The organism is Microbacterium sp. SA156 (assembly GCF_049065455.1).
Lineage (GTDB): Bacteria > Actinomycetota > Actinomycetes > Actinomycetales > Microbacteriaceae > Microbacterium > Microbacterium barkeri.
The window spans coordinates 132,652-149,692 of sequence record NZ_JBAKGU010000007.1; the positions used below are offsets into that span (position 1 = coordinate 132,652).

The 17,041-nt window shown below is 72.5% G+C and carries 21 protein-coding genes; 11 read left to right on the forward strand and 10 right to left on the reverse strand.

Annotated features, from left to right (window positions below):
* Nucleotides 1-73: 73 nt before the first annotated feature.
* Nucleotides 74-844 carry a metal-dependent hydrolase gene (locus ACOWU6_RS08780; RefSeq protein ID WP_271173576.1) on the reverse strand — a complete coding sequence of 257 codons (771 nt, stop codon included), beginning with the start codon at nt 842-844 and terminating at the stop codon, nt 74-76.
* A gap of 306 nt (nt 845-1,150) precedes the next feature.
* Between ACOWU6_RS08780 and ACOWU6_RS08785 the strand changes: the two genes are divergently transcribed.
* Together ACOWU6_RS08785 and ACOWU6_RS08790 are read left to right on the forward strand one after the other, a co-directional pair.
* Complete coding sequence (locus ACOWU6_RS08785; RefSeq protein WP_271173575.1) at nt 1,151-1,450, forward strand: hypothetical protein; 300 nt, start codon at nt 1,151-1,153, stop codon at nt 1,448-1,450.
* Nucleotides 1,451-1,550: 100 nt separating this feature from the next.
* A complete protein-coding gene (locus tag ACOWU6_RS08790; protein ID WP_421075450.1) occupies nt 1,551-2,501 on the forward strand; it encodes a DMT family transporter in 951 nt (316 codons plus the stop codon).
* 4 nt (nt 2,502-2,505) lie between these two features.
* Here ACOWU6_RS08790 and ACOWU6_RS08795 read toward each other — a convergent pair whose 3' ends face one another.
* A complete protein-coding gene (locus ACOWU6_RS08795) occupies nt 2,506-3,486 on the reverse strand; it encodes an ArsR/SmtB family transcription factor (RefSeq protein ID WP_421075451.1) in 981 nt (326 codons plus the stop codon).
* Nucleotides 3,487-3,551: 65 nt separating this feature from the next.
* On the opposite strand from ACOWU6_RS08795, the gene ACOWU6_RS08800 reads away from it, so the two are divergent.
* Together ACOWU6_RS08800 and ACOWU6_RS08805 are read left to right on the forward strand one after the other, a co-directional pair.
* Complete coding sequence (locus ACOWU6_RS08800) at nt 3,552-3,884, forward strand: cupin domain-containing protein (protein ID WP_282979406.1); 333 nt, start codon at nt 3,552-3,554, stop codon at nt 3,882-3,884.
* Nucleotides 3,884-4,177: a DUF4287 domain-containing protein gene (locus ACOWU6_RS08805; protein WP_271173571.1), complete on the forward strand. Its 294-nt coding sequence runs from the start codon at nt 3,884-3,886 to the stop codon at nt 4,175-4,177. The genes ACOWU6_RS08800 and ACOWU6_RS08805 overlap by 1 nt, the downstream gene beginning before the upstream one ends.
* Nucleotide 4,178: 1 nt before the next feature.
* Here ACOWU6_RS08805 and ACOWU6_RS08810 read toward each other — a convergent pair whose 3' ends face one another.
* Together ACOWU6_RS08810 and msrB are read right to left on the reverse strand one after the other, a co-directional pair.
* Nucleotides 4,179-4,727, reverse strand: coding sequence for a nitroreductase family protein (locus tag ACOWU6_RS08810; protein ID WP_421075465.1), 549 nt, complete (start codon nt 4,725-4,727; stop codon nt 4,179-4,181).
* A gap of 11 nt (nt 4,728-4,738) precedes the next feature.
* Nucleotides 4,739-5,140: a peptide-methionine (R)-S-oxide reductase MsrB gene (gene msrB / locus ACOWU6_RS08815; RefSeq protein ID WP_271173570.1), complete on the reverse strand. Its 402-nt coding sequence runs from the start codon at nt 5,138-5,140 to the stop codon at nt 4,739-4,741.
* A gap of 72 nt (nt 5,141-5,212) precedes the next feature.
* Between msrB and ACOWU6_RS08820 the strand changes: the two genes are divergently transcribed.
* The 5 genes from ACOWU6_RS08820 (at nt 5,213) to groL (ending at nt 9,152) form a co-directional block, all read left to right on the forward strand.
* Nucleotides 5,213-6,196 carry a DUF2332 family protein gene (locus ACOWU6_RS08820; RefSeq protein ID WP_421075452.1) on the forward strand — a complete coding sequence of 328 codons (984 nt, stop codon included), beginning with the start codon at nt 5,213-5,215 and terminating at the stop codon, nt 6,194-6,196.
* A 35-nt stretch (nt 6,197-6,231) separates the two neighbouring features.
* Nucleotides 6,232-6,477 carry a DUF3263 domain-containing protein gene (locus tag ACOWU6_RS08825; RefSeq protein WP_271173568.1) on the forward strand — a complete coding sequence of 82 codons (246 nt, stop codon included), beginning with the start codon at nt 6,232-6,234 and terminating at the stop codon, nt 6,475-6,477.
* Nucleotides 6,478-6,506: 29 nt separating this feature from the next.
* Nucleotides 6,507-7,046, forward strand: a complete 540-nt coding sequence (locus ACOWU6_RS08830; RefSeq protein ID WP_282979401.1) for a LytR C-terminal domain-containing protein — start codon at nt 6,507-6,509, stop codon at nt 7,044-7,046.
* Between the two features lie 103 nt (nt 7,047-7,149).
* Nucleotides 7,150-7,353 carry a cold-shock protein gene (locus tag ACOWU6_RS08835; protein ID WP_271173566.1) on the forward strand — a complete coding sequence of 68 codons (204 nt, stop codon included), beginning with the start codon at nt 7,150-7,152 and terminating at the stop codon, nt 7,351-7,353.
* A gap of 179 nt (nt 7,354-7,532) precedes the next feature.
* Entirely contained in the window at nt 7,533-9,152 is a 1,620-nt protein-coding gene (groL, locus tag ACOWU6_RS08840; protein WP_271173565.1) for a chaperonin GroEL, read from the forward strand.
* Nucleotides 9,153-9,234: 82 nt separating this feature from the next.
* Here the strand turns inward: groL and ACOWU6_RS08845 are convergent, their stop codons facing one another.
* From ACOWU6_RS08845 to ACOWU6_RS08870, 6 genes are all read right to left on the reverse strand, one after another.
* Nucleotides 9,235-9,522, reverse strand: coding sequence for a WXG100 family type VII secretion target (locus ACOWU6_RS08845; protein WP_421075453.1), 288 nt, complete (start codon nt 9,520-9,522; stop codon nt 9,235-9,237).
* 47 nt (nt 9,523-9,569) lie between these two features.
* Nucleotides 9,570-11,372 carry a sensor histidine kinase gene (locus tag ACOWU6_RS08850; RefSeq protein WP_421075454.1) on the reverse strand — a complete coding sequence of 601 codons (1,803 nt, stop codon included), beginning with the start codon at nt 11,370-11,372 and terminating at the stop codon, nt 9,570-9,572.
* A gap of 61 nt (nt 11,373-11,433) precedes the next feature.
* Nucleotides 11,434-12,129: a response regulator transcription factor gene (locus ACOWU6_RS08855; RefSeq protein WP_271173562.1), complete on the reverse strand. Its 696-nt coding sequence runs from the start codon at nt 12,127-12,129 to the stop codon at nt 11,434-11,436.
* Between the two features lie 81 nt (nt 12,130-12,210).
* Nucleotides 12,211-13,854, reverse strand: coding sequence for a DNA repair helicase XPB (locus ACOWU6_RS08860; protein WP_421075455.1), 1,644 nt, complete (start codon nt 13,852-13,854; stop codon nt 12,211-12,213).
* Nucleotides 13,855-13,903: 49 nt separating this feature from the next.
* Nucleotides 13,904-15,595 carry a helicase-associated domain-containing protein gene (locus ACOWU6_RS08865; RefSeq protein WP_421075456.1) on the reverse strand — a complete coding sequence of 564 codons (1,692 nt, stop codon included), beginning with the start codon at nt 15,593-15,595 and terminating at the stop codon, nt 13,904-13,906.
* Between the two features lie 4 nt (nt 15,596-15,599).
* On the reverse strand, nt 15,600-15,866 hold the full coding sequence (locus ACOWU6_RS08870) for a multidrug ABC transporter ATPase (RefSeq protein ID WP_271173559.1): 267 nt from the start codon (nt 15,864-15,866) through the stop codon (nt 15,600-15,602).
* 96 nt (nt 15,867-15,962) lie between these two features.
* On the opposite strand from ACOWU6_RS08870, the gene ACOWU6_RS08875 reads away from it, so the two are divergent.
* Entirely contained in the window at nt 15,963-16,346 is a 384-nt protein-coding gene (locus tag ACOWU6_RS08875) for a cold-shock protein (RefSeq protein WP_271173558.1), read from the forward strand.
* Nucleotides 16,339-17,040 carry a DUF3027 domain-containing protein gene (locus ACOWU6_RS08880; RefSeq protein ID WP_421075457.1) on the forward strand — a complete coding sequence of 234 codons (702 nt, stop codon included), beginning with the start codon at nt 16,339-16,341 and terminating at the stop codon, nt 17,038-17,040. The genes ACOWU6_RS08875 and ACOWU6_RS08880 overlap by 8 nt, the downstream gene beginning before the upstream one ends.
* The last annotated feature ends 1 nt before the right edge of the window (nt 17,041 follow it).

A 17,041-nucleotide genomic window follows, 5' to 3' on the forward strand; every position in this document is an offset into this window, starting at 1 on the left:
GAACCTCCTCAGGTGGGCGTCGGTGCCCACAGAAGTCCTACCGCGACTTAGTTACGCATGTCAACAAACGTCCTCACATCCCTCCCGCGAGGACAGCGGTCGCCTCGGCCGCGACACCCCACAGGGCGTAGCAGCTGAGCGCGGCGAAGAGCGCCTGCTCGCGCCAGGATCCCGTGTCGCCGAGGACCGGCACCGCGATGCCTCCGCCGCGCAGCCACACCCGGCGGAGGAGCGGCGTGCGCCGCGCCCACCGGGGAGCCCGCACGCGGATGGGCCACAGCAGCGGGATGCCCCCGGTCGTGAGGAGGTCGCCGGCGAGGTGCGCGAGGTATCCGACCCCGACGCACCAGGGGAGCCAGGAGGTCTGCGCGGGGGCGAGGAAGCCGGCCGCCGCGCCGAGCGCCGCGCCGCCCGCCCACGCGAGGGGCCACCGTCGCGCGATCCGCAGCACCTTGAGCGCGAAGGCGGTGCACGCCGCGACCGCGATCGCGACGCCCAGGTGGTAGGGCTCGGCCGAGCCGTCCGGGTGCCAGACGACCTCCCCGAGGAAGCGCATGCCGACGATGACGCCGAGCACGGCGAGCAGCGAGTGCATGCCCTTGCGGTGCCCGCCCGACACGGCGCCGACGACACCTGCCGCGAGTCTCCCGGCGATGGGCACGGAGTGGGCGATCGTCGCGCTGTGATGATCCGCGTCGGGCAGGAGGGCGGCGCCCGCCGCGATGGGCGCGCCGAGCAGCACCGCGGCGGGCGCGAGCTCGTGCGCTCCCAGGGCGGGTAGCGTCGTGGCGGTGAGCGCGATCCAGGCGGCGGCGCCGCTGGCGGCGTGCGAGGTCCCCATCATGTCGGGGGTCTCCTTGGAGGTCGAAGGGCGTGGCGCGTCACGACGTCGGGACGACGTTCAGGCTATGCGCGTGCGCCGACATCGCCGGGCGCGGCGACACGCGGATGGCCTTCTCCGCCCGCTGCAGGTAGACTGGACGGAGCTTGCAGTGCGATGTCCGCCGCCTCTCACGGCCGATCGCCGCAGCTCACCGGCTCAGGGCCATCCACGGATCCCCTCGCACAGATGCGAGCGGCGATCGCCCGGAGCCGCCGCATCGCGGGCATGCCCACGCGGCCGCCCGCACTCAGACGAGAAGAGCACGACATGACCATCACCCACCTGGACGACCCTCACCATACCGACGAGCCGCTTGCCTGGAAGCAGGCGGCAGACGACGTCTTCGTCGCGACGCATGCCGGCGAGTTCGCGGGCTTCGTCACGGTCGACGGCCGGCGCCACCTCGCGCACGACCGCCACGGCGTCGCGATCGGCGAGTTCGCCTCGCTCGCGACCGCCCTCGCGGCGCTCGAGGAGCGCGCCCGCGACGTGAAGCCCATCCTCAAGGCCGCGCACCCTCCCCGCACGCCTCGCCCGCGCCGACTCTCACGGCGCGCGATCGCCTGACCGCGCGCCGCCGGGGGCTGCCGCTCCTGAGCTGTGCCGGGATTCGGATGCGCGGTGCCGCCGTAGGATGGCCGAGGTCGCACGAGCAGGGGGAGGCGCGATGGACCGCGGAGCGCCGAAGCACCGGCTCGCGATCGCGATCGGCGTCGGCGGCGCCGTCCTCGTGGGCGCCCTCACGGCCATCCAGGCGCGCGTCAACGGACAGCTCGGCGTCGCGCTCGACGCCGCGCTCGTCGCGGCCCTCATCTCGTTCGGGTCGGGCCTCGTCATCCTGCTCGTGCTCGCGCCGCTCCTCCCGAGCGGCCGCGCCGGCGTCCGTGCGCTCCGATCGGCCCTGCGCGAGCGCCGCGTGCCCTGGTGGATGCTCGTGGGCGGAGCCGCAGGGGCGTTCAGCGTCGCGACGCAGAGCTTCACGGTCGCCGTCATCGGCGTGGCCATGTTCTCGGTCGGCATGGTCGCAGGCCAGACCGTGCACGGACTCGTGCTCGACCGCATCGGCTACAGCCCCGCGGGCGTGAGCGCCGTGACGCTGCCGCGCGTCGCGGGCGCCGCCCTCGTGCTCTCGGCGGTCGTCGTATCCCTGACCGGAGACGCCGTGGCGCGGGCCCCGCTGTGGATGCTCGTCCTGCCGTTCCTCGTCGGGGCGGGCGTCGCGTGGCAGACGGCGACGAACGGGCGGCTGCGCCAGGCCGTCGGCTCCGCGTTCGCGGCGACGCTCGTCAACTTCATCGGCGGGACGGCCGTGCTCGCCGTCGCCGCCGTCTGGCACCTCGCGACGGCGGGTGCGCCCGCATCCGCGCCGCGCGAGCCGTGGCTCTACCTCGGCGGAGCGCTCGGCGTCGCGTACATCTTCATCTCGGCGGCGCTCACTCCCCGCACGGGGGTCCTGCTCATGACGCTCGGGTCCGTGCTCGGCATGCTCGGCGCATCCGTCGTCCTCGACGTCCTCTGGCCGCCCGCCGCGCCGCCCGCGCTGTGGCAGCGCGCGCTCACGGTGGCGCTCGCCGCGGGCGGCGTGGTCGTCGCGACCGTGCGCGCCGGGCGCCGCTGACCGGTCAGCCAGCGAGGAGAGCCTCGCCCAGCGGCGTGCGCGCATGGAGCATGCGCTGTCCGGATCGCCGCGACGTGATGAGCCTCGCCCCGCGCAGCGCGCTGAGGTGATGCGATGCCGTCGCGATCGCGAGCCCGGTCGCCGTGGCGACGGCACTCGTCGAGAGCGGCTCCCGCAGTGCCAGGAGCACCGAGAGCCGCCCCTCGCCGAGAAGCCGGCCGAGTGCGGCCGCGTGCGCGACCCCCTCGCGATGCCAGTCCTCGGCGACGCCGAGCGCGGGGTAGAACAGCGTCGGCTGCGCCGGCGGCTCGGTGATCACCGAGCACCGCCGCGCGAACACCGACGGCACGAGCACGAGGCCGCGCCCCGTGCAGTCGACGGTCTCCTCGTGGCGCGTGAGCTCGACGCGCACGGAGTCGGCCGACCAGTCCACGGCCGGGTGGAGCGCTGTCGCCATCGCGCCGATGCCGGCCGTCGTGACGACCCGCGTCCGTGCCACGATGTCAGCCCGCAGGAGGCGCTCCAGCTGCGACCAGGATGGCGCGAGCACGGCATCCCACACGGCGTCGGCGGCGTCGGCGATCGCCGCTCGCGCGCGGTTCGGGTCGTCGAGAAGTCGGAGGAGCGCCGTCCGCTCGCGTCCCGCGCTGCGGTCGACGCGCTTGCGGAGGTCGACCTGCATCCCCCGCAGCGGAGCCCGGCGGCGGCGCGCCGCCTCCTCGGCAGGGTCGAGATCCCACGACGGCTCAGAGGTGAGGAAGTCGGGGACGTAGCCGTCTGCTCCGACCACGGTCCGCAGCAGCTCGAAGGCGGGGCGCGGAACGACGTCGCGGGCCTGGCGCAGCCATCCCCACTGGAGCGGGTTCTCCGCGGGGCGGGCGAGCGAGCGCACCGCGTGCACGAGCTCGTGCCCCGGGGAGACGCCGAATCGGATGGCCGACACGTCGTCCGGGCGCAGACGGAACTCGACGAGCTTTCGATGCACGTCGAAACCTTATCCTCGCCGAACCGAGCCTGCGAGAGTCGCGTCGTGAGAGAGAGGAGCCGCTCATGGGCATCGTGACGGCGGATGAGATCCGCATGCCGGGCAGCAGGACGCTGCGCTTCGAGGGGCGGGAGCACGGCGCGGCGGTGTCGTTCTTCCATGTCGACAACGAGCCGGGTCAGGGGCCCGGGCTGCACCGCCATCCCTACTCGGAGACCTGGCATGTCCTCGCGGGCGAGGCCACGATCACGATGGGCGAGGAGACGATCGTCGCCCACGCGGGCGACACCGCGACGGTCGGAGCCGGCGTGTGGCACGGCTTCGTCAACTCGGGCGATGGACCTCTGCGCATCCTCTGCATCCACGCATCCGACACGATGATCCAGGAGTTCCTCTGATGTCCTTCCAGGCGTACCTCGACAACATCGAGACGAAGACCGGCGTCACGCCGCGCGCCTTCGTCGACCTCGCCGCCGAGCGCGGCTTCGGCCCCGGGACCAAGGCGGGCCCGATCATCGAGTGGCTCGCCGCCGACTACGGCCTCGGCCGCGGCCACGCGATGGCGCTCGTGCACGTCATCACCAAGGGCGACCGCATCGACGCCAAGCACGTCGGCAGCGGGACCGCCCACAGCGACGCGTCGGACCGGCTGTGGCTCGACGGCAAGGACACCCGGCCCGCGGGCTGGTGACCTAGGAGCGCTCACCGCCCGGCATCCTGCCGAGGATCCGGTCCGGGTCGACACCGGGCCGGAACCCCTCGCGGTCGCGCGGAGGGCGTCCGCCGACGTACAGCCAGCCGAGGAGCTTCTCGCGGCGGGTGAGGCCGTGCGCCTTCGCGACCGCGGGGGAGCGCACGAAGGCGCCCGTGCGCCACATCACACCCCAGCCGGCCTCGTCGAGGAGCAGGCTCAGCAGGTGGGCCACGCCCGACGCGACGGCCTCCTGCTCCCACTCCGGCACCTTCTCGGACGGGCGGGGGCTCGACACGATCGCGATGAGCAGGGGAGCGCGCAGCGGCTTCGTCGAAGGTCCGTCGCCTGTCGCCTCGCCGATCGCGCGGCCGAGCCGCAGACGGTCGTCGCCGCGCAGCTCGATGAGCCGCCACGGGGTGAGGTTCGAGTGGTCGGCGACGCGACCGGCCGCCGCCACGAGCGGCAGCAGCTCCTCGCGCGTGGGAGCCTCGTCGGTGACCTTGGACGATGAGCGCCGCGCGCGGGCGGCCTCGAGAGCGGAGCCCATGCGCGGAGCGCTCACGCCTCGGGCGTGAAGTTCAGCGAGAGCGAGTTCATGCAGTAGCGGTCGCCGGTGGGCGTGCCGAATCCGTCCGGGAAGACGTGTCCGAGGTGCGAGCCGCAGTTCGCGCAGCGGACCTCTGTCCGCACCATGCCGTGGCTCGTGTCCTCGAGCAGCTCGACGGCCTCGGGGCGCACCGACTCGTAGAAGCTCGGCCATCCGCAGTGCGAGTCGAACTTCGTGCCGCTCTGGAAGAGCTCGGCGCCGCATGCGGCGCACGTGTACAGGCCCGCGCGCTCCTCGTCGAGCAGCTCGCCGGTCCACGGCCGCTCGGTTCCGGCTTCGCGCAGCACCGCGTACTGCTCAGGCGTCAGCTCTGCACGCCACTCCGCCTCGGACTTCTCGACCCTGTACGACATGCCCCGATTCTACCGCCGCGCAGGACGGCAGGGGCCGGAGGAGGGGCGCCGGGAGACGGCAGAATGGCGGGGATGGACGAGGTCGCGCAGGTCGCCGAACGCTTCGCCCGGTTCGCCGCGGAGGAGGCGCCGGGACGGTCTCGCGTCTACGGCGACTGGGCGGCGAGGGCCGCCGAGGACGGGGCGGTCGCCGCCGTGCTCGCCCGCATCCCGGCGGCGCACCGCCAGCCGCCGCTCGTGTTCGCCGTGACGCGCCTGCTCGGCGCGGCGGACGACGCCGACGCCGCCGACTGGGCGCGCTTCGTGCGCGCGCGGGCCGACGACATCGTCGCCGAGTGCGCCATCCGCGGCCTGCAGACGAACGAGCCGCTGCGCTGCGCGGCGCTCCTGCCCGCGCTCTCGCTCGTCGACGGCCCGATCGCCCTCCTCGAGCTCGGTGCATCGGGAGGCCTGTGCCTCTACCCCGACCGCTACTCCTACCGGTATGCGGCGACCGGCCGACACGTGCACCTCGACCCCGTCGACGGGGCGTCCGGAGTCGTACTGGCCTCGACCTGGGATGGCCCGCTGCCGGAGCTGCGGCTGCCGGAGGTCGTCTGGCGCGCGGGCAGCGATCTGCAGCCGCGCGATCCGCGCGACCCGCGCGACCGCGCCTGGCTCGAGATGCTCGTGTGGCCGGGCGAGGAGGGGCGGCGCGAGCGGATCGCGCGGGCGCTCGACATCGCGGCGGCCGATCCGCCTCTTCTCATCGCAGGCGATGCCGGCGATCCCGAGGCCCTCCGCGCGCTCGCCGCGGACGCGCCATCGGAGGCGACGCTCGTCGTGTCGACGCCGGGCGTGCTCCCGTACCTCCCGCGTGCCCGCCGTGAGGCGCTCATCGACGCCATCCGGGCACTCGGGGCTCGCTGGATCACGCTCGACGCGCCGGGGCTCCACAGCGGATGGACCGAGCCGGTCGACGAGGCGGAATGGCCCGGTGGCTTCGCGCTCGCTCTCGACGGCCGCGTGCTCGCCGCGGCGGATCCGCTCGGGGCCCGCGTCCGCTGGCGCGCCTGACGGCCGAGCGGCGCCGCGCGCCATACGCTCGGAGCATGTCCACCTCCCTGTCGGAACGCGAGCGCGCCATCCTCGCCTTCGAGGCGGCGTGGGGCGCCCACGGCGGCGCCAAGGAGGAGGCTATCCGCGCGGAGCTCGCGATGACCCCGGCGCGGTACTACCAGCTGCTCGGGCGGCTGATCGACACCGAGGCCGCGCTCGCCGCGGATCCGCTCCTCGTCAAGCGCCTCCGCCGACTGCGCGACGAGCGCGAGGCGGCGCGCCTCCGCGTCACCAGCTGATCCACGACGTCCGCGGATAGCATCGAGGGATGCCGAGCACCTACCCCCGGGACCGCTTCGACGACATCCCGCGCGAGACGGGGCGCGTCGGCGCCCACCGCGCGGAGAACCCGGGCATGAGCGGACCCGCCGTGCTGCTGTGGGCGATCGTCGCGACGATCGTGCTCGTGATCGCGGGGATCCTCGGCTTCCTCGTCCTCTCGCAGCAGGGCGCGCTCCCGGCGCCCGAGAACACGCCGGCGCCGGCGGCGACGACGGCGCCCGTCGTCGACACGTCGTACTCGGTGCTCGTCCTCAACGGCACGGCGACAGAGGGACTCGACGACGAGGTCGCGGAGCAGCTCGTCGACGCGGGCTTCCCCGAGGGGGCCGTGACCCCCACCGATTCGGACGAGACGGACTTCGAGAAGACGACCGTCTTCTACGCGAGCCCCGAGGATGAGCCGGCGGCGCGCGGCGTCGCGGAGGCCATCGGCGCGACCGAGGTGGTGCAGAGCGACGCGTACCAGAGCGGCGACGGCCGACAGCTCACGGTGGTCGTCGGACTCGACCGTGTTTCCGGCGCGTAAACGTCACGAGACGACCGTGTCAAACGTCGCCTGATCGACGTTCTGCCGCGGAATCACGCGGATACGATCGCTCCAGTTCCATCCCGCAACAGGAGTGATCGCCATGACCCAGGGCACCGTGAAGTGGTTCAACGCCGAGAAGGGCTACGGGTTCATCACCGTCGCCGACGGCGGCCAGGACGTCTTCGTGCACTATTCGAACATCGAGATGACCGGCTTCCGCGTGCTCGAGGAGGGCCAGGCCGTCGAGTTCACGGTGGGCACCGGGCAGAAGGGCCCCCAGGCCGAGGCGGTCCGCCCCGTCTGAGCGCTCCCGCCTTCTCCGCAGCCGCCCCGCGACCCCGGTCGCGGGGCGGCTGCGCGTGTGTCGGCGGGTGACGCCTCCCGGCTTGCACTCGATGGGGTCGAGTGCCAAAATGGCGTTTAGCACTCCCGTCAAGAGAGTGCTAAACCCATACGCCTACGTCCGGGAGGGACGACAAACACATGGCAAAGATCATCGCTTTCGACGAAGAGGCCCGTCGCGGCCTCGAGCGCGGCCTCAACACGCTGGCCGACGCCGTCAAGGTGACGCTCGGCCCGCGTGGTCGCAACGTCGTGCTCGAGAAGAAGTGGGGCGCTCCCACGATCACGAACGACGGCGTCTCCATCGCGAAGGAGATCGAGCTCGACGACCCGTACGAGAAGATCGGCGCCGAGCTCGTCAAGGAGGTCGCGAAGAAGACCGACGACGTCGCCGGTGACGGCACGACCACGGCCACCGTCCTCGCCCAGGCGCTCGTCCGCGAGGGCCTCCGCAACGTCGCCGCGGGCGCCGACCCGATCAGCCTCAAGCGCGGCATCGAGAAGGCCGTCAAGGCGGTCACCGACCAGCTCCTCTCCACCGCGAAGGAGATCGAGTCGAAGGAGCAGATCGCCGCGACGGCGTCGATCTCGGCTGCGGACACCTCGATCGGCGAGCTCATCGCCGAGGCGATCGACAAGGTCGGCAAGGAGGGCGTCGTCACGGTCGAGGAGGCCCAGGCCTTCGGCACCGAGCTCGAGCTGACGGAGGGCATGCGCTTCGACAAGGGCTACCTCAACCCCTACTTCGTGACGGACCCGGAGCGCCAGGAGGCCGTCTTCGAGGACCCGTACATCCTCATCGCGAACCAGAAGATCTCGAACATCAAGGACCTTCTGCCCGTCGTCGACAAGGTGATCCAGGCGGGCAAGGAGCTCGTCATCATCGCCGAGGACGTCGAGGGCGAGGCTCTCGCGACGCTCGTGCTCAACAAGATCCGCGGCATCTTCAAGTCGGTCGCCGTCAAGGCCCCCGGCTTCGGCGACCGCCGCAAGGCGCAGCTGCAGGACATCGCGATCCTCACGGGCGGCCAGGTCATCACGGAGGAGGTCGGCCTCAAGCTCGAGAACACCGACCTCGAGCTCCTCGGCCGTGCGCGCAAGGTCATCATCACCAAGGACGAGACGACGATCGTCGAGGGTGCCGGTGACGCCGCGCAGATCGAGGGTCGCGTGACCCAGATCCGCCGCGAGATCGAGAACACCGACAGCGACTACGACCGCGAGAAGCTGCAGGAGCGCCTCGCCAAGCTCGCCGGCGGCGTCGCCGTCATCAAGGCGGGCGCGGCCACCGAGGTCGAGCTCAAGGAGCGCAAGCACCGCATCGAGGACGCCGTCCGCAACGCGAAGGCGGCCGTCGAGGAGGGCATCGTCCCCGGTGGTGGCGTCGCGCTCATCCAGGCGGGCCAGGTCGCGTTCGACGGTCTCGAGCTCACGGGCGACGAGGCGACCGGCGCGAACATCGTGAAGATCGCCATCGAGGCTCCGCTCAAGCAGATCGCGCTCAACGCGGGCCTCGAGCCGGGCGTCGTCGCGAACCGCGTCGCCGAGCTCCCGGTCGGCCAGGGCCTCAACGCGGCCACGGGCGAGTACGTCGACCTCTTCGAGGCCGGCATCATCGACCCCGCCAAGGTCACGCGCTCGGCTCTGCAGAACGCCGCGTCGATCGCCGGCCTGTTCCTCACGACCGAGGCGGTCGTGGCGGACAAGCCGGAGAAGGCCGCGGCCGCTCCTGCCGACCCCAGCGGCGGCATGGACTTCTGATCCGCGCCGCGCGCTCGTCGCGCTGAACGACACGAAGGGCCCCTCCTTGCGGAGGGGCCCTTCTGCGTACCGGGACGCGGGCTCAGCGGAACATGCCGGCGCTGGCCTGCTCCGCCTCGGCGTACTGCATCCCCGCGACGTTGAGCGCCTGCCCGATCGACGCGAGGGACTCCTGGATGGCGAGCTGAGCCGCCCGCCACTGGTCCATGACGCTCTGGAAGCCCGCGGCGGCCGATCCCTGCCACACCGCCTGCAGCTCGAGCAGCTGCGCGAGCATGGTGTCGGAATCGGCCTGGATGCGGTCGCCCGTGGCACGGACGTTGGCGGACTGCGCGACGAGGGCGTCGCTGTCGACGGCGAAGATCGGCATGGGTGCTCCTTCTCGTGTGACCGCCGGAGATCGGCGTGGTCCTCACGCTAGGAGCGGGGCGCGCCGCCCTCCGGGCCGTCCACAGCGTCGCCCGGCGACACCGCGGCGATGCCGGACTGTGCACGCGGCGTCGCCCCGGCATCCGACCCCTCCCGGGCGAGCGGGAAGGCCACGCGGAACGTCGCGCCGCCTCCGGGGGTGTCGGTCACCTGGACGGTTCCGCTGAGGGAGTCGACGATCGAGGCGACGATCGAGAGACCCAGGCCGCTGCCTCCCGTCTCCCGTGCGCGCGAGGTGTCGGCCCGCCAGAACCGCTGGAAGACCTTGTCCCTGATCGACTCGGGGACGCCCTCGCCATGGTCGACGATCGCGATCCATCCGGTGCGCGCCGCGGCGTCCACGCCCACCTCGATGACGATGGGGGATTCGGCGGGGCTGTAGCGGCGCGCATTGCCGAGCAGGTTCGACACCACCTGGCGGATCTTGTCCTCCTCGCCGCGGACGATCGGAGGGAGCGCGACGGGCTTCGCGGGCGGCTGCACGGGGATGTCGAGCTGCGCGACGAGCGGCTGCTCGCCGGTCTGGGCCGGGCGTCGGCGACGCAGCGCCGCCGACGCGCGGGCGATCGCGGCGGTTCCCGGCGCCCAGCGCCGCCGCGGCGCGTCGGGCCCGTCCGCGCGGCCGTCCTCGGAGGCGGATGTCGCGGCCTCGAGCTCGGCGCGTTCGGGCAGCGTCACCGCGCCCGTGATCGCCTCGAAGGTGTGATCGACGACCGTGACGTCGCGGCCCGGCTCGGCCGCGCGGACGTCGAGCGCGGCATCGTGCGCGATCGGGCGGAGGTCGACCGGGCGGATGTCGAGCTCGCGGCGGTCGTCGAGCCGGGTGAGGGCGAGCAGGTCCTCGACGAGGACGCCCATCCGCTTGGCCTCGGCCTCGATGCGCTCCATCGCCTTGGCCGTCGCCTCCTCGCCCTGCAGCGCGCCCATCCGGTACAGCTCGGCGTAGCCGCGCACGCTCACGAGCGGCGTGCGCAGCTCGTGGCTCGCGTCGCCGATGAAGCGGCGCATCTGCCGCACCGTGGCGTCGCGCTCGTCGATCGCCCCGTCGATGCGGTCGAGCATCGTGTTGATCGCGATCTTGAGGCGGCCGATCTCGGTGCTGGGCTCGATGTCGGTCATCCGCTGGCTGAAGTCGCCCGCCGCGATCTCCATGGCGGTCGCCTCGACCTGGCCGAAGCGGCGGAACGTCAGCGTCACGAGGCCGCGGGTGAGGAACGCCGCCGCGATGACCGTCGCGAACGCGACGAGCGTGAAGACGGCGATGTACGTGCGGACGAAGCTGTCGACGTCGGCGAGGGGGAGCGCGACGACCGTGGCGTACGGGAGGTCGTAGCTCTCCGACTGGAGCGTGTTCACGGTCGTCGCGGCGTAGAACCCGGGTCCGCGCCCGGTCTCCGCGTCGAGGGGGACGATGCTGCCGCGCCGGATGTACGCCTCGTCGAGGGGCAGGCGGCGCGGGAAGGCGGGCTCTGCGGCCTCCTCCGAGCCGCCCGCGGTCGCGATGAGCTCGCCCTCGCGGTTGTACATCGCGACGAAGTACTCGGTGCGCGGCTCGTTGTCGGCCGGCACGAACATGAGCTCGCCCGACGCCGTCGTGAGCGGCGTGAGGAGCCGCTCGGCGACGTTCGAGTCGGCGTACTCCTGGACCGTGCTGCGCACGCTGCCGAGCAGGTTCTGCTGGAGGATGGGCACGGTCACGACGCCCGTGATGAGGAGTCCGACGGCGAGGACGAACACCGTCACGCCGGTGACCTTCGCCCGCAGGCTGACGCGTCGCCACCACCGGGTCACGGCGTCGTGCTTGCGTGCCAGGGCAGGGCCTTTCCGCGAGGCGGGGCGCGCCCGCCGACTGTCAGGAGACCTTGTCGACCTTCAGCATGTAGCCGAAGCCGCGCTTGGTCTGGATGAGCGACTCCGCGGTGTGCGGGTCGATCTTGCGGCGCAGGTACGAGATGTAGCTCTCGACGATGCCCGCGTCGCCGTTGAAGTCGTACTCCCACACGTGGTCGAGGATCTGCGCCTTCGACAGCACGCGGTTCGGGTTGAGCATGAGGTAGCGGAGGAGCTTGAACTCCGTCGGGCTCAGGTCGATCTGCTCGTCGCCGACGTAGACGTCGTGCGTGTCCTGGTCCATCGTGAGCTCGCCCGCGCGGATGACCGACTCCTCCTCGTCGTTCTGCATCGTGCGGCGCAGGACGGCCTGGATGCGCGCGACGATCTCGTCGAGGCTGAACGGCTTCGTGACGTAGTCGTCGCCGCCGACGTTGAGGCCCTTGATCTTGTCCTCGGTCTCGTCCTTGGCGGTGAGGAAGATGATCGGGGCGGTGTATCCGGCGTCGCGCAGGCGCTTGGTGACGCTGAACCCGTTCATGTCGGGGAGCATGACGTCGAGCACGATGAGATCGGGCTCCTCCTCCAGCACGGCCGAGATGGTCTGGGCTCCGTTGGACACGGTCCGAACCTGGAATCCGGCGAATCGCAGGCTCTGCGAGAGCAGGTCGCGGATGTTCGGCTCGTCGTCGACGACCAGGATGCGCGGTGCGGTCATGACCCCATTATGTCGGTGCCGGGTAAGCGCGGGCTGGAAATCCGCGCGTCGGGCCCGGAATCCGTGCGCCGAGCGCGAACGCTATGCGGCGGCGAGCCGCTCGGCGTCGAGGATCGTGTAGCTGTAGCCCTGCTCGGCGAGGAATCGCTGACGGTTCTGCGCGAAGTCCTGATCCACCGTGTCGCGCGCGATGAGCGTGTAGAAGCTCGCCGTGTGGTCGGTCTGCTTCGGACGCAGGAGGCGTCCCAGGCGCTGAGCCTCCTCCTGGCGGGAGCCGAACGACCCCGACACCTGGATCGCGACCGACGCCTCGGGCAGGTCGACGGAGAAGTTCGCGACCTTCGACACGACGAGCAGCTTCAGCGACCCATCCCGGAACGCCGAGAACAGCCGCTCGCGCTCGTCCACGGGCGTGGCGCCCGTGATCTTCGGCGCGTCGAGCGCCTCGGAGAGCTCGTCGAGCTGGTCGAGGTACTGGCCGATCACGAGCACCTGCTCGTCGGGGTGGTGCGCGAGGATGCGCCGCACGGCGTCGATCTTCGCGGGCGCCGTCGCCGCCAGCCGGTAGCGCTCGTCGTCGGCCGCGGCCGCGTACTCGAGGCGCTCCGACGCCGGCAGGTCGATCCGCACCTCGTAGCAGGCCGCGGGGGAGATGTAGCCCTGCGCCTCGATCTCCTTCCACGGCGCGTCGAACCGCTTGGGCCCGATGAGGCTGAAGACGTCGCCCTCCCTGCCGTCCTCGCGCACGAGGGTCGCGGTGAGCCCGAGCCGTCGGCGCGCCTGCAGGTCGGCGGTGAGCTTGAAGACGGGCGCGGGCAGCAGGTGCACCTCGTCGTACACGATCAGCCCCCAGTCGAGGGCGTCGAGGAGCGAGAGATGCGCGTACTCGCCCTTCCGCTTCGACGTGAGGATCTGGTACGTCGCGATCGTGACCGGCTTGATCTCCTTGGACTGCCCCGAGTACTCGCCGATCTCCTCGGGCGTGAGCGTCGTGCGCCGCAGCAGCTCGTCGCGCCACTGGCGCGCCGACACCGTGTTCGTCACGAGGATGAGGGTCGTCGTCCCGGTCGCGGCCATCGCGCCCGCTCCGACGAGGGTCTTCCCGGCGCCGCACGGCAGCACGACGACGCCCGAGCCGTCCTCGCGGAAGGTGTCGACCGCGAGCCGCTGGTAGGGGCGCAGCGCCCATCCGTCCTCGGTGAGGGCGATGGGGTGCGGCGTGCCCGGCGTGTAGCCCGCGCGGTCCTCCGCGGGCCATCCGATCTTCAGCAGCTCCTGCTTGATGTGCCCGCGCGCCCACGCGTCGACGATGTAGGAGTCGGGCGTCGGGTGCTCGACGAGCAGCGGCTGGATGCGCTTGTTGCGCGAGACCTCGGTGATCACCGCCTCGTCCTGGGAGACGAGGCGCAGGCGGCCCTCGTCGTCGCGGTCGATCACGAGGCGCCCGTATCGGTTCACGGTCTCGCGGATGTCCGTCGACACCGAGGGCGGGACGGGGAACCGCGACCATCGGTCGAGGGTCTCCAGCATGTCGTCGGCGGTGTGCCCGGCCGCGCGCGCGTTCCACAGGCCCAGCCGGGTCACGCGGTACGTGTGGATGTGCTCGGGCGCCCGCTCGAGCTCGGCGAACACCGCGAGCTCGTGGCGCGCGGCCTCCGCGTCGGGGTGCGCGACCTCGAGCAGCACCGTGCGGTCGCTCTGGACGATGAGGGGGCCGTCGGACATAGCTGTCCAGTCTACCGGTGGGCCGCCGCCGCGGGGCCGGGGCGGTGCGTCACGCGGTGCGGACCGAGCGGATGAGCGAGACCGGGAGGGTGCGCTCGACGTCGGCCGCGCGGTCGAGGCCGCGCAGCCGTCCTCCGCCGATCCCCGACGCCTCGAGCGTCAGCTCGCGCGTCGTCCCGTCGGGCATCGCGACCTCGACGACGATGACGGCCTTGGCGCGGACGGCGGCGTCGAGCTCGCGCTCGCGCCACGCGGCCTCCGCATCCTCGCCGTGCGAAGCGCGAAGCCGGTCGATGACGGCCCGGTACCGCTCCTCGGGAGCATCCTCCTCGGCAGCGGGCGCGAGTCGGCGGCGGTGCAGCGCGACGGTGCGGCCGTCGTCGTCGATCGCGACGACGGGATAGCGCGCGTCGGCGAGCGCCCAGTAGACGGTCTGCCGTGCAGCGCGCGTCCGCAGCAGCGCGCCCTCGCGCACGAGGCCCAGCGGGCGCAGCGCCTGGTCGACGCCGATGGTCTCGACGAGATGGTGGTCGCGGCTCGACACGATCGTGTGGCCGCTGCCCGGCTCGACCGAGACCCGCACGAGGCCGTGCCGCTCGGCGGTCCGGGTGAGCAGGTAGTCGAGCGGCTGCGGGATGCCGGTGAGCGAGAGCTCGGAGAGGAACGAGCGGATGGCCTCGGCCGTCTCGCCGCCCGCGATCGCCGACGAGAGCGACGCCTCGGTGAAGCGGTAGGTCGAGGCCTGCGCGTGCGACTCGCGGACGGTCATCGCGCGCAGGCGCATGTCGAGCGCTGGCACGAGCGGTCCGGGGGAGATCGCGGTGAGGTCGTTCTGCAGGAAGACGCGGTCGACCTCACCGGGGAGGAGCTCTGCGAGGGGGCCGGCGTCGGCGGCGCCGCCCGCCCGGAACGGCGTCGCCCACGGGGTCTCCGTGCCGTCGGGCGCGATGAGGCCGAGCAGAGCCGCCAGACGCAGGGCCGAGGCCGCCCGCTCGGGCCAGGCCGGGTCGAGCGGATAGGCGTCGACCCACGCCGACGGCGGCACCCAGCCGCCCTCGCGGGTGCGCAGACCTGCGGGCAGCGCGTCGCGCCATCCCGTCGCGAGGATCTCCCAGCGACGACGCGTGGGCTCGCGCGTCCAGTCCTCGCCGGCGTCGGCCACGAGCCAGGCGCGATCCACCGGACGCACGAGGCCGGCCGCCTCGGCGAGCGCGACGAGGTCGTCGAGCTCCTCGGCGTCGCGCACGACCTCGTCCTGCACGAGCCGGCGCCGGTCGGACGCGCCGACCGACCCGCCGCCGACGCGCGACAGCGGAGTCGCGAGCGCCGCGACGAGCACGTCAGCGAGCGCCCCGAGGGTCGTGAAGGCGCGCTCCGCCGCCCGAGCCGCGGCCGACTCGTCGGCGGGCTGAGGGGCGTCGTGGCGGGCAGGCGCGAGGTCCACGCCGTCGAGCGCGCGATGGACCGACGGCAGCGGCGACCCGGATCCGTCGACGAGTGAGGACGCGATGCCCTCGTCGGCGATCGGACGGCCGCTGGCGAGGTCGGCGAGCACGTCGCGCGGGAGCTGACGCAGCGCCGTCGTCAACGACTCGGGGGCGAGCAGCGCGTCGGCGGCGTCGAAGAAGTCGCGCCAGCCGACGTGGGCGGAGACCCGGCGGGCCGCGAGGAGCGAGCCGAGCCGCGCGTCGGACATCGCGGCCAGCCGCTCCGCCAGCACCCGTGCGTCCGCGCCGCTCATCCGCTCAGCTCCGGCGCGAGGCGCGACCCCTTCGCACGAAGCTCATGACGAGCAGCGTGAGGAGCAGGAGGAAGGCGATCACGGGCCCGATCATCTGCACGAGGAACACGACCGGCCACGCGCCGCCGCTGAAGTCGGTGACCCCCGAGGCGGTCGCGATGATCACGGCGAGGAAGCAGCCGATCGACAGCACGACGATCCCCAGGGACATGAACGCGAGGATGCGGTCGACGCGGCGGACCGCGGGCTGCGCGCTGGGCTGATCACTCATCCTGACCAGGATAGTCGTACGCCTGCCGGACTAGGATGGCGGAGAGGGATCGATCGATCCCTCTCTCTACGTTCCAGCGGTATCAGCGAGGTTCACATGCCCACCGGCAAGGTCAGGTTCTACGACGAGGACAAGGGCTTCGGCTTCATCACGTCGGACGACGGACAGGACGACGTGTTCCTGCACGCGAGCGCGCTCCCCGCGGGCGCGGTCGTGAAGGCCGGGACGCGGCTCGAGTTCGGGATCGCCGACGGCCGCAAGGGGCCGCAGGCGCTCTCGGTGCGGGTGCTCGAGGCTCCGCCGAGCCTCGCGAAGGCGTCGCGCAAGAAGGCAGACGACATGGCCGTCATCGTCGAGGACCTCGTGAAGCTCCTCGACGACATCGGCGGCGACCTGCGTCGCGGCCGCTACCCCTCGTCGTCGCACGCGCGCAAGGTCGCGGCCGTGCTGCGCAAGGTCGCGGACGAGCTCGATGTCTGAGGCTCCCGAGCCTGCGGCGGACGCGGAGGCGCTCGCGGATTCCGCGGCGCCCCGCGAGGACGCCTCCCTCGAGGCCGCGCCCGTCGAGCCCGACCCTCGCCTGCTCGAGGCTCGGGATCTCGCGCTCGCCGCGCTGCGGGAGATCACGCCCGCGCAGACCATCGGCGAGCCGGCGGGCTACACCGTCGAGGGCGACGGCGTCGTCTCGCTGCGCTTCGAGAACCGCCTGAGCGGCTATCCGGGATGGCACTGGACCGTCTCCCTCGCGGTCGTCGAGGACGCCGAGCCGACCGTGCTCGAGGCGGAGCTGCTGCCGGGCGATGGAGCGCTGCTCGCGCCCGAGTGGGTGCCGTGGTCGGTGCGCCTCGAGGAGTACAAGGCGGCGCAGAGCGCGGCGGCCGAGGCCGCGGCGGCCGACGAGTCCGATGAGGGCGAGGACTTCGCGCCCGAGGGCGACGAGTTCGACCAGGACGAGGACGACTTCGACGAGGACGGCTCGCCGATCCTGCACGCGGGAGACGTCGACGGCGTCGACATCGACGAGCTCGACGCGGGCGACGACGATGCGGCCGATGACGACGATGCGGCCGAGTCCGACGAGGACTACGACGAGGACGACGACGAGGCGCGCAGCGCGGACGACGACGCGGACGAGGACGACGACGCGTGGGATGACGACGACGCGGAGGACTGAC

What these genes read in the sequence shown, in the direction of transcription:
- ACOWU6_RS08825 (WP_271173568.1), top strand. Translation starts at nt 6,232, where the DNA reads ATGTCCACCTCCCTGTCGGAACGCGAGCGCGCCATCCTCGCCTTCGAG.
- ACOWU6_RS08780 (WP_271173576.1), bottom strand. Translation starts at nt 844, where the DNA reads ATGATGGGGACCTCGCACGCCGCCAGCGGCGCCGCCGCCTGGATCGCG.
- ACOWU6_RS08800 (WP_282979406.1), top strand. Translation starts at nt 3,552, where the DNA reads ATGGGCATCGTGACGGCGGATGAGATCCGCATGCCGGGCAGCAGGACG.
- ACOWU6_RS08830 (WP_282979401.1), top strand. Translation starts at nt 6,507, where the DNA reads ATGCCGAGCACCTACCCCCGGGACCGCTTCGACGACATCCCGCGCGAG.
- ACOWU6_RS08805 (WP_271173571.1), top strand. Translation starts at nt 3,884, where the DNA reads ATGTCCTTCCAGGCGTACCTCGACAACATCGAGACGAAGACCGGCGTC.
- ACOWU6_RS08865 (WP_421075456.1), bottom strand. Translation starts at nt 15,595, where the DNA reads ATGAGCGGCGCGGACGCACGGGTGCTGGCGGAGCGGCTGGCCGCGATG.
- ACOWU6_RS08875 (WP_271173558.1), top strand. Translation starts at nt 15,963, where the DNA reads ATGCCCACCGGCAAGGTCAGGTTCTACGACGAGGACAAGGGCTTCGGC.
- ACOWU6_RS08810 (WP_421075465.1), bottom strand. Translation starts at nt 4,727, where the DNA reads ATGGGCTCCGCTCTCGAGGCCGCCCGCGCGCGGCGCTCATCGTCCAAG.
- groL (WP_271173565.1), top strand. Translation starts at nt 7,533, where the DNA reads ATGGCAAAGATCATCGCTTTCGACGAAGAGGCCCGTCGCGGCCTCGAG.
- ACOWU6_RS08855 (WP_271173562.1), bottom strand. Translation starts at nt 12,129, where the DNA reads ATGACCGCACCGCGCATCCTGGTCGTCGACGACGAGCCGAACATCCGC.
- ACOWU6_RS08860 (WP_421075455.1), bottom strand. Translation starts at nt 13,854, where the DNA reads ATGTCCGACGGCCCCCTCATCGTCCAGAGCGACCGCACGGTGCTGCTC.
- ACOWU6_RS08790 (WP_421075450.1), top strand. Translation starts at nt 1,551, where the DNA reads ATGGACCGCGGAGCGCCGAAGCACCGGCTCGCGATCGCGATCGGCGTC.
- ACOWU6_RS08835 (WP_271173566.1), top strand. Translation starts at nt 7,150, where the DNA reads ATGACCCAGGGCACCGTGAAGTGGTTCAACGCCGAGAAGGGCTACGGG.
- ACOWU6_RS08880 (WP_421075457.1), top strand. Translation starts at nt 16,339, where the DNA reads ATGTCTGAGGCTCCCGAGCCTGCGGCGGACGCGGAGGCGCTCGCGGAT.
- msrB (WP_271173570.1), bottom strand. Translation starts at nt 5,140, where the DNA reads ATGTCGTACAGGGTCGAGAAGTCCGAGGCGGAGTGGCGTGCAGAGCTG.
- ACOWU6_RS08785 (WP_271173575.1), top strand. Translation starts at nt 1,151, where the DNA reads ATGACCATCACCCACCTGGACGACCCTCACCATACCGACGAGCCGCTT.
- ACOWU6_RS08820 (WP_421075452.1), top strand. Translation starts at nt 5,213, where the DNA reads ATGGACGAGGTCGCGCAGGTCGCCGAACGCTTCGCCCGGTTCGCCGCG.
- ACOWU6_RS08845 (WP_421075453.1), bottom strand. Translation starts at nt 9,522, where the DNA reads ATGCCGATCTTCGCCGTCGACAGCGACGCCCTCGTCGCGCAGTCCGCC.
- ACOWU6_RS08870 (WP_271173559.1), bottom strand. Translation starts at nt 15,866, where the DNA reads ATGAGTGATCAGCCCAGCGCGCAGCCCGCGGTCCGCCGCGTCGACCGC.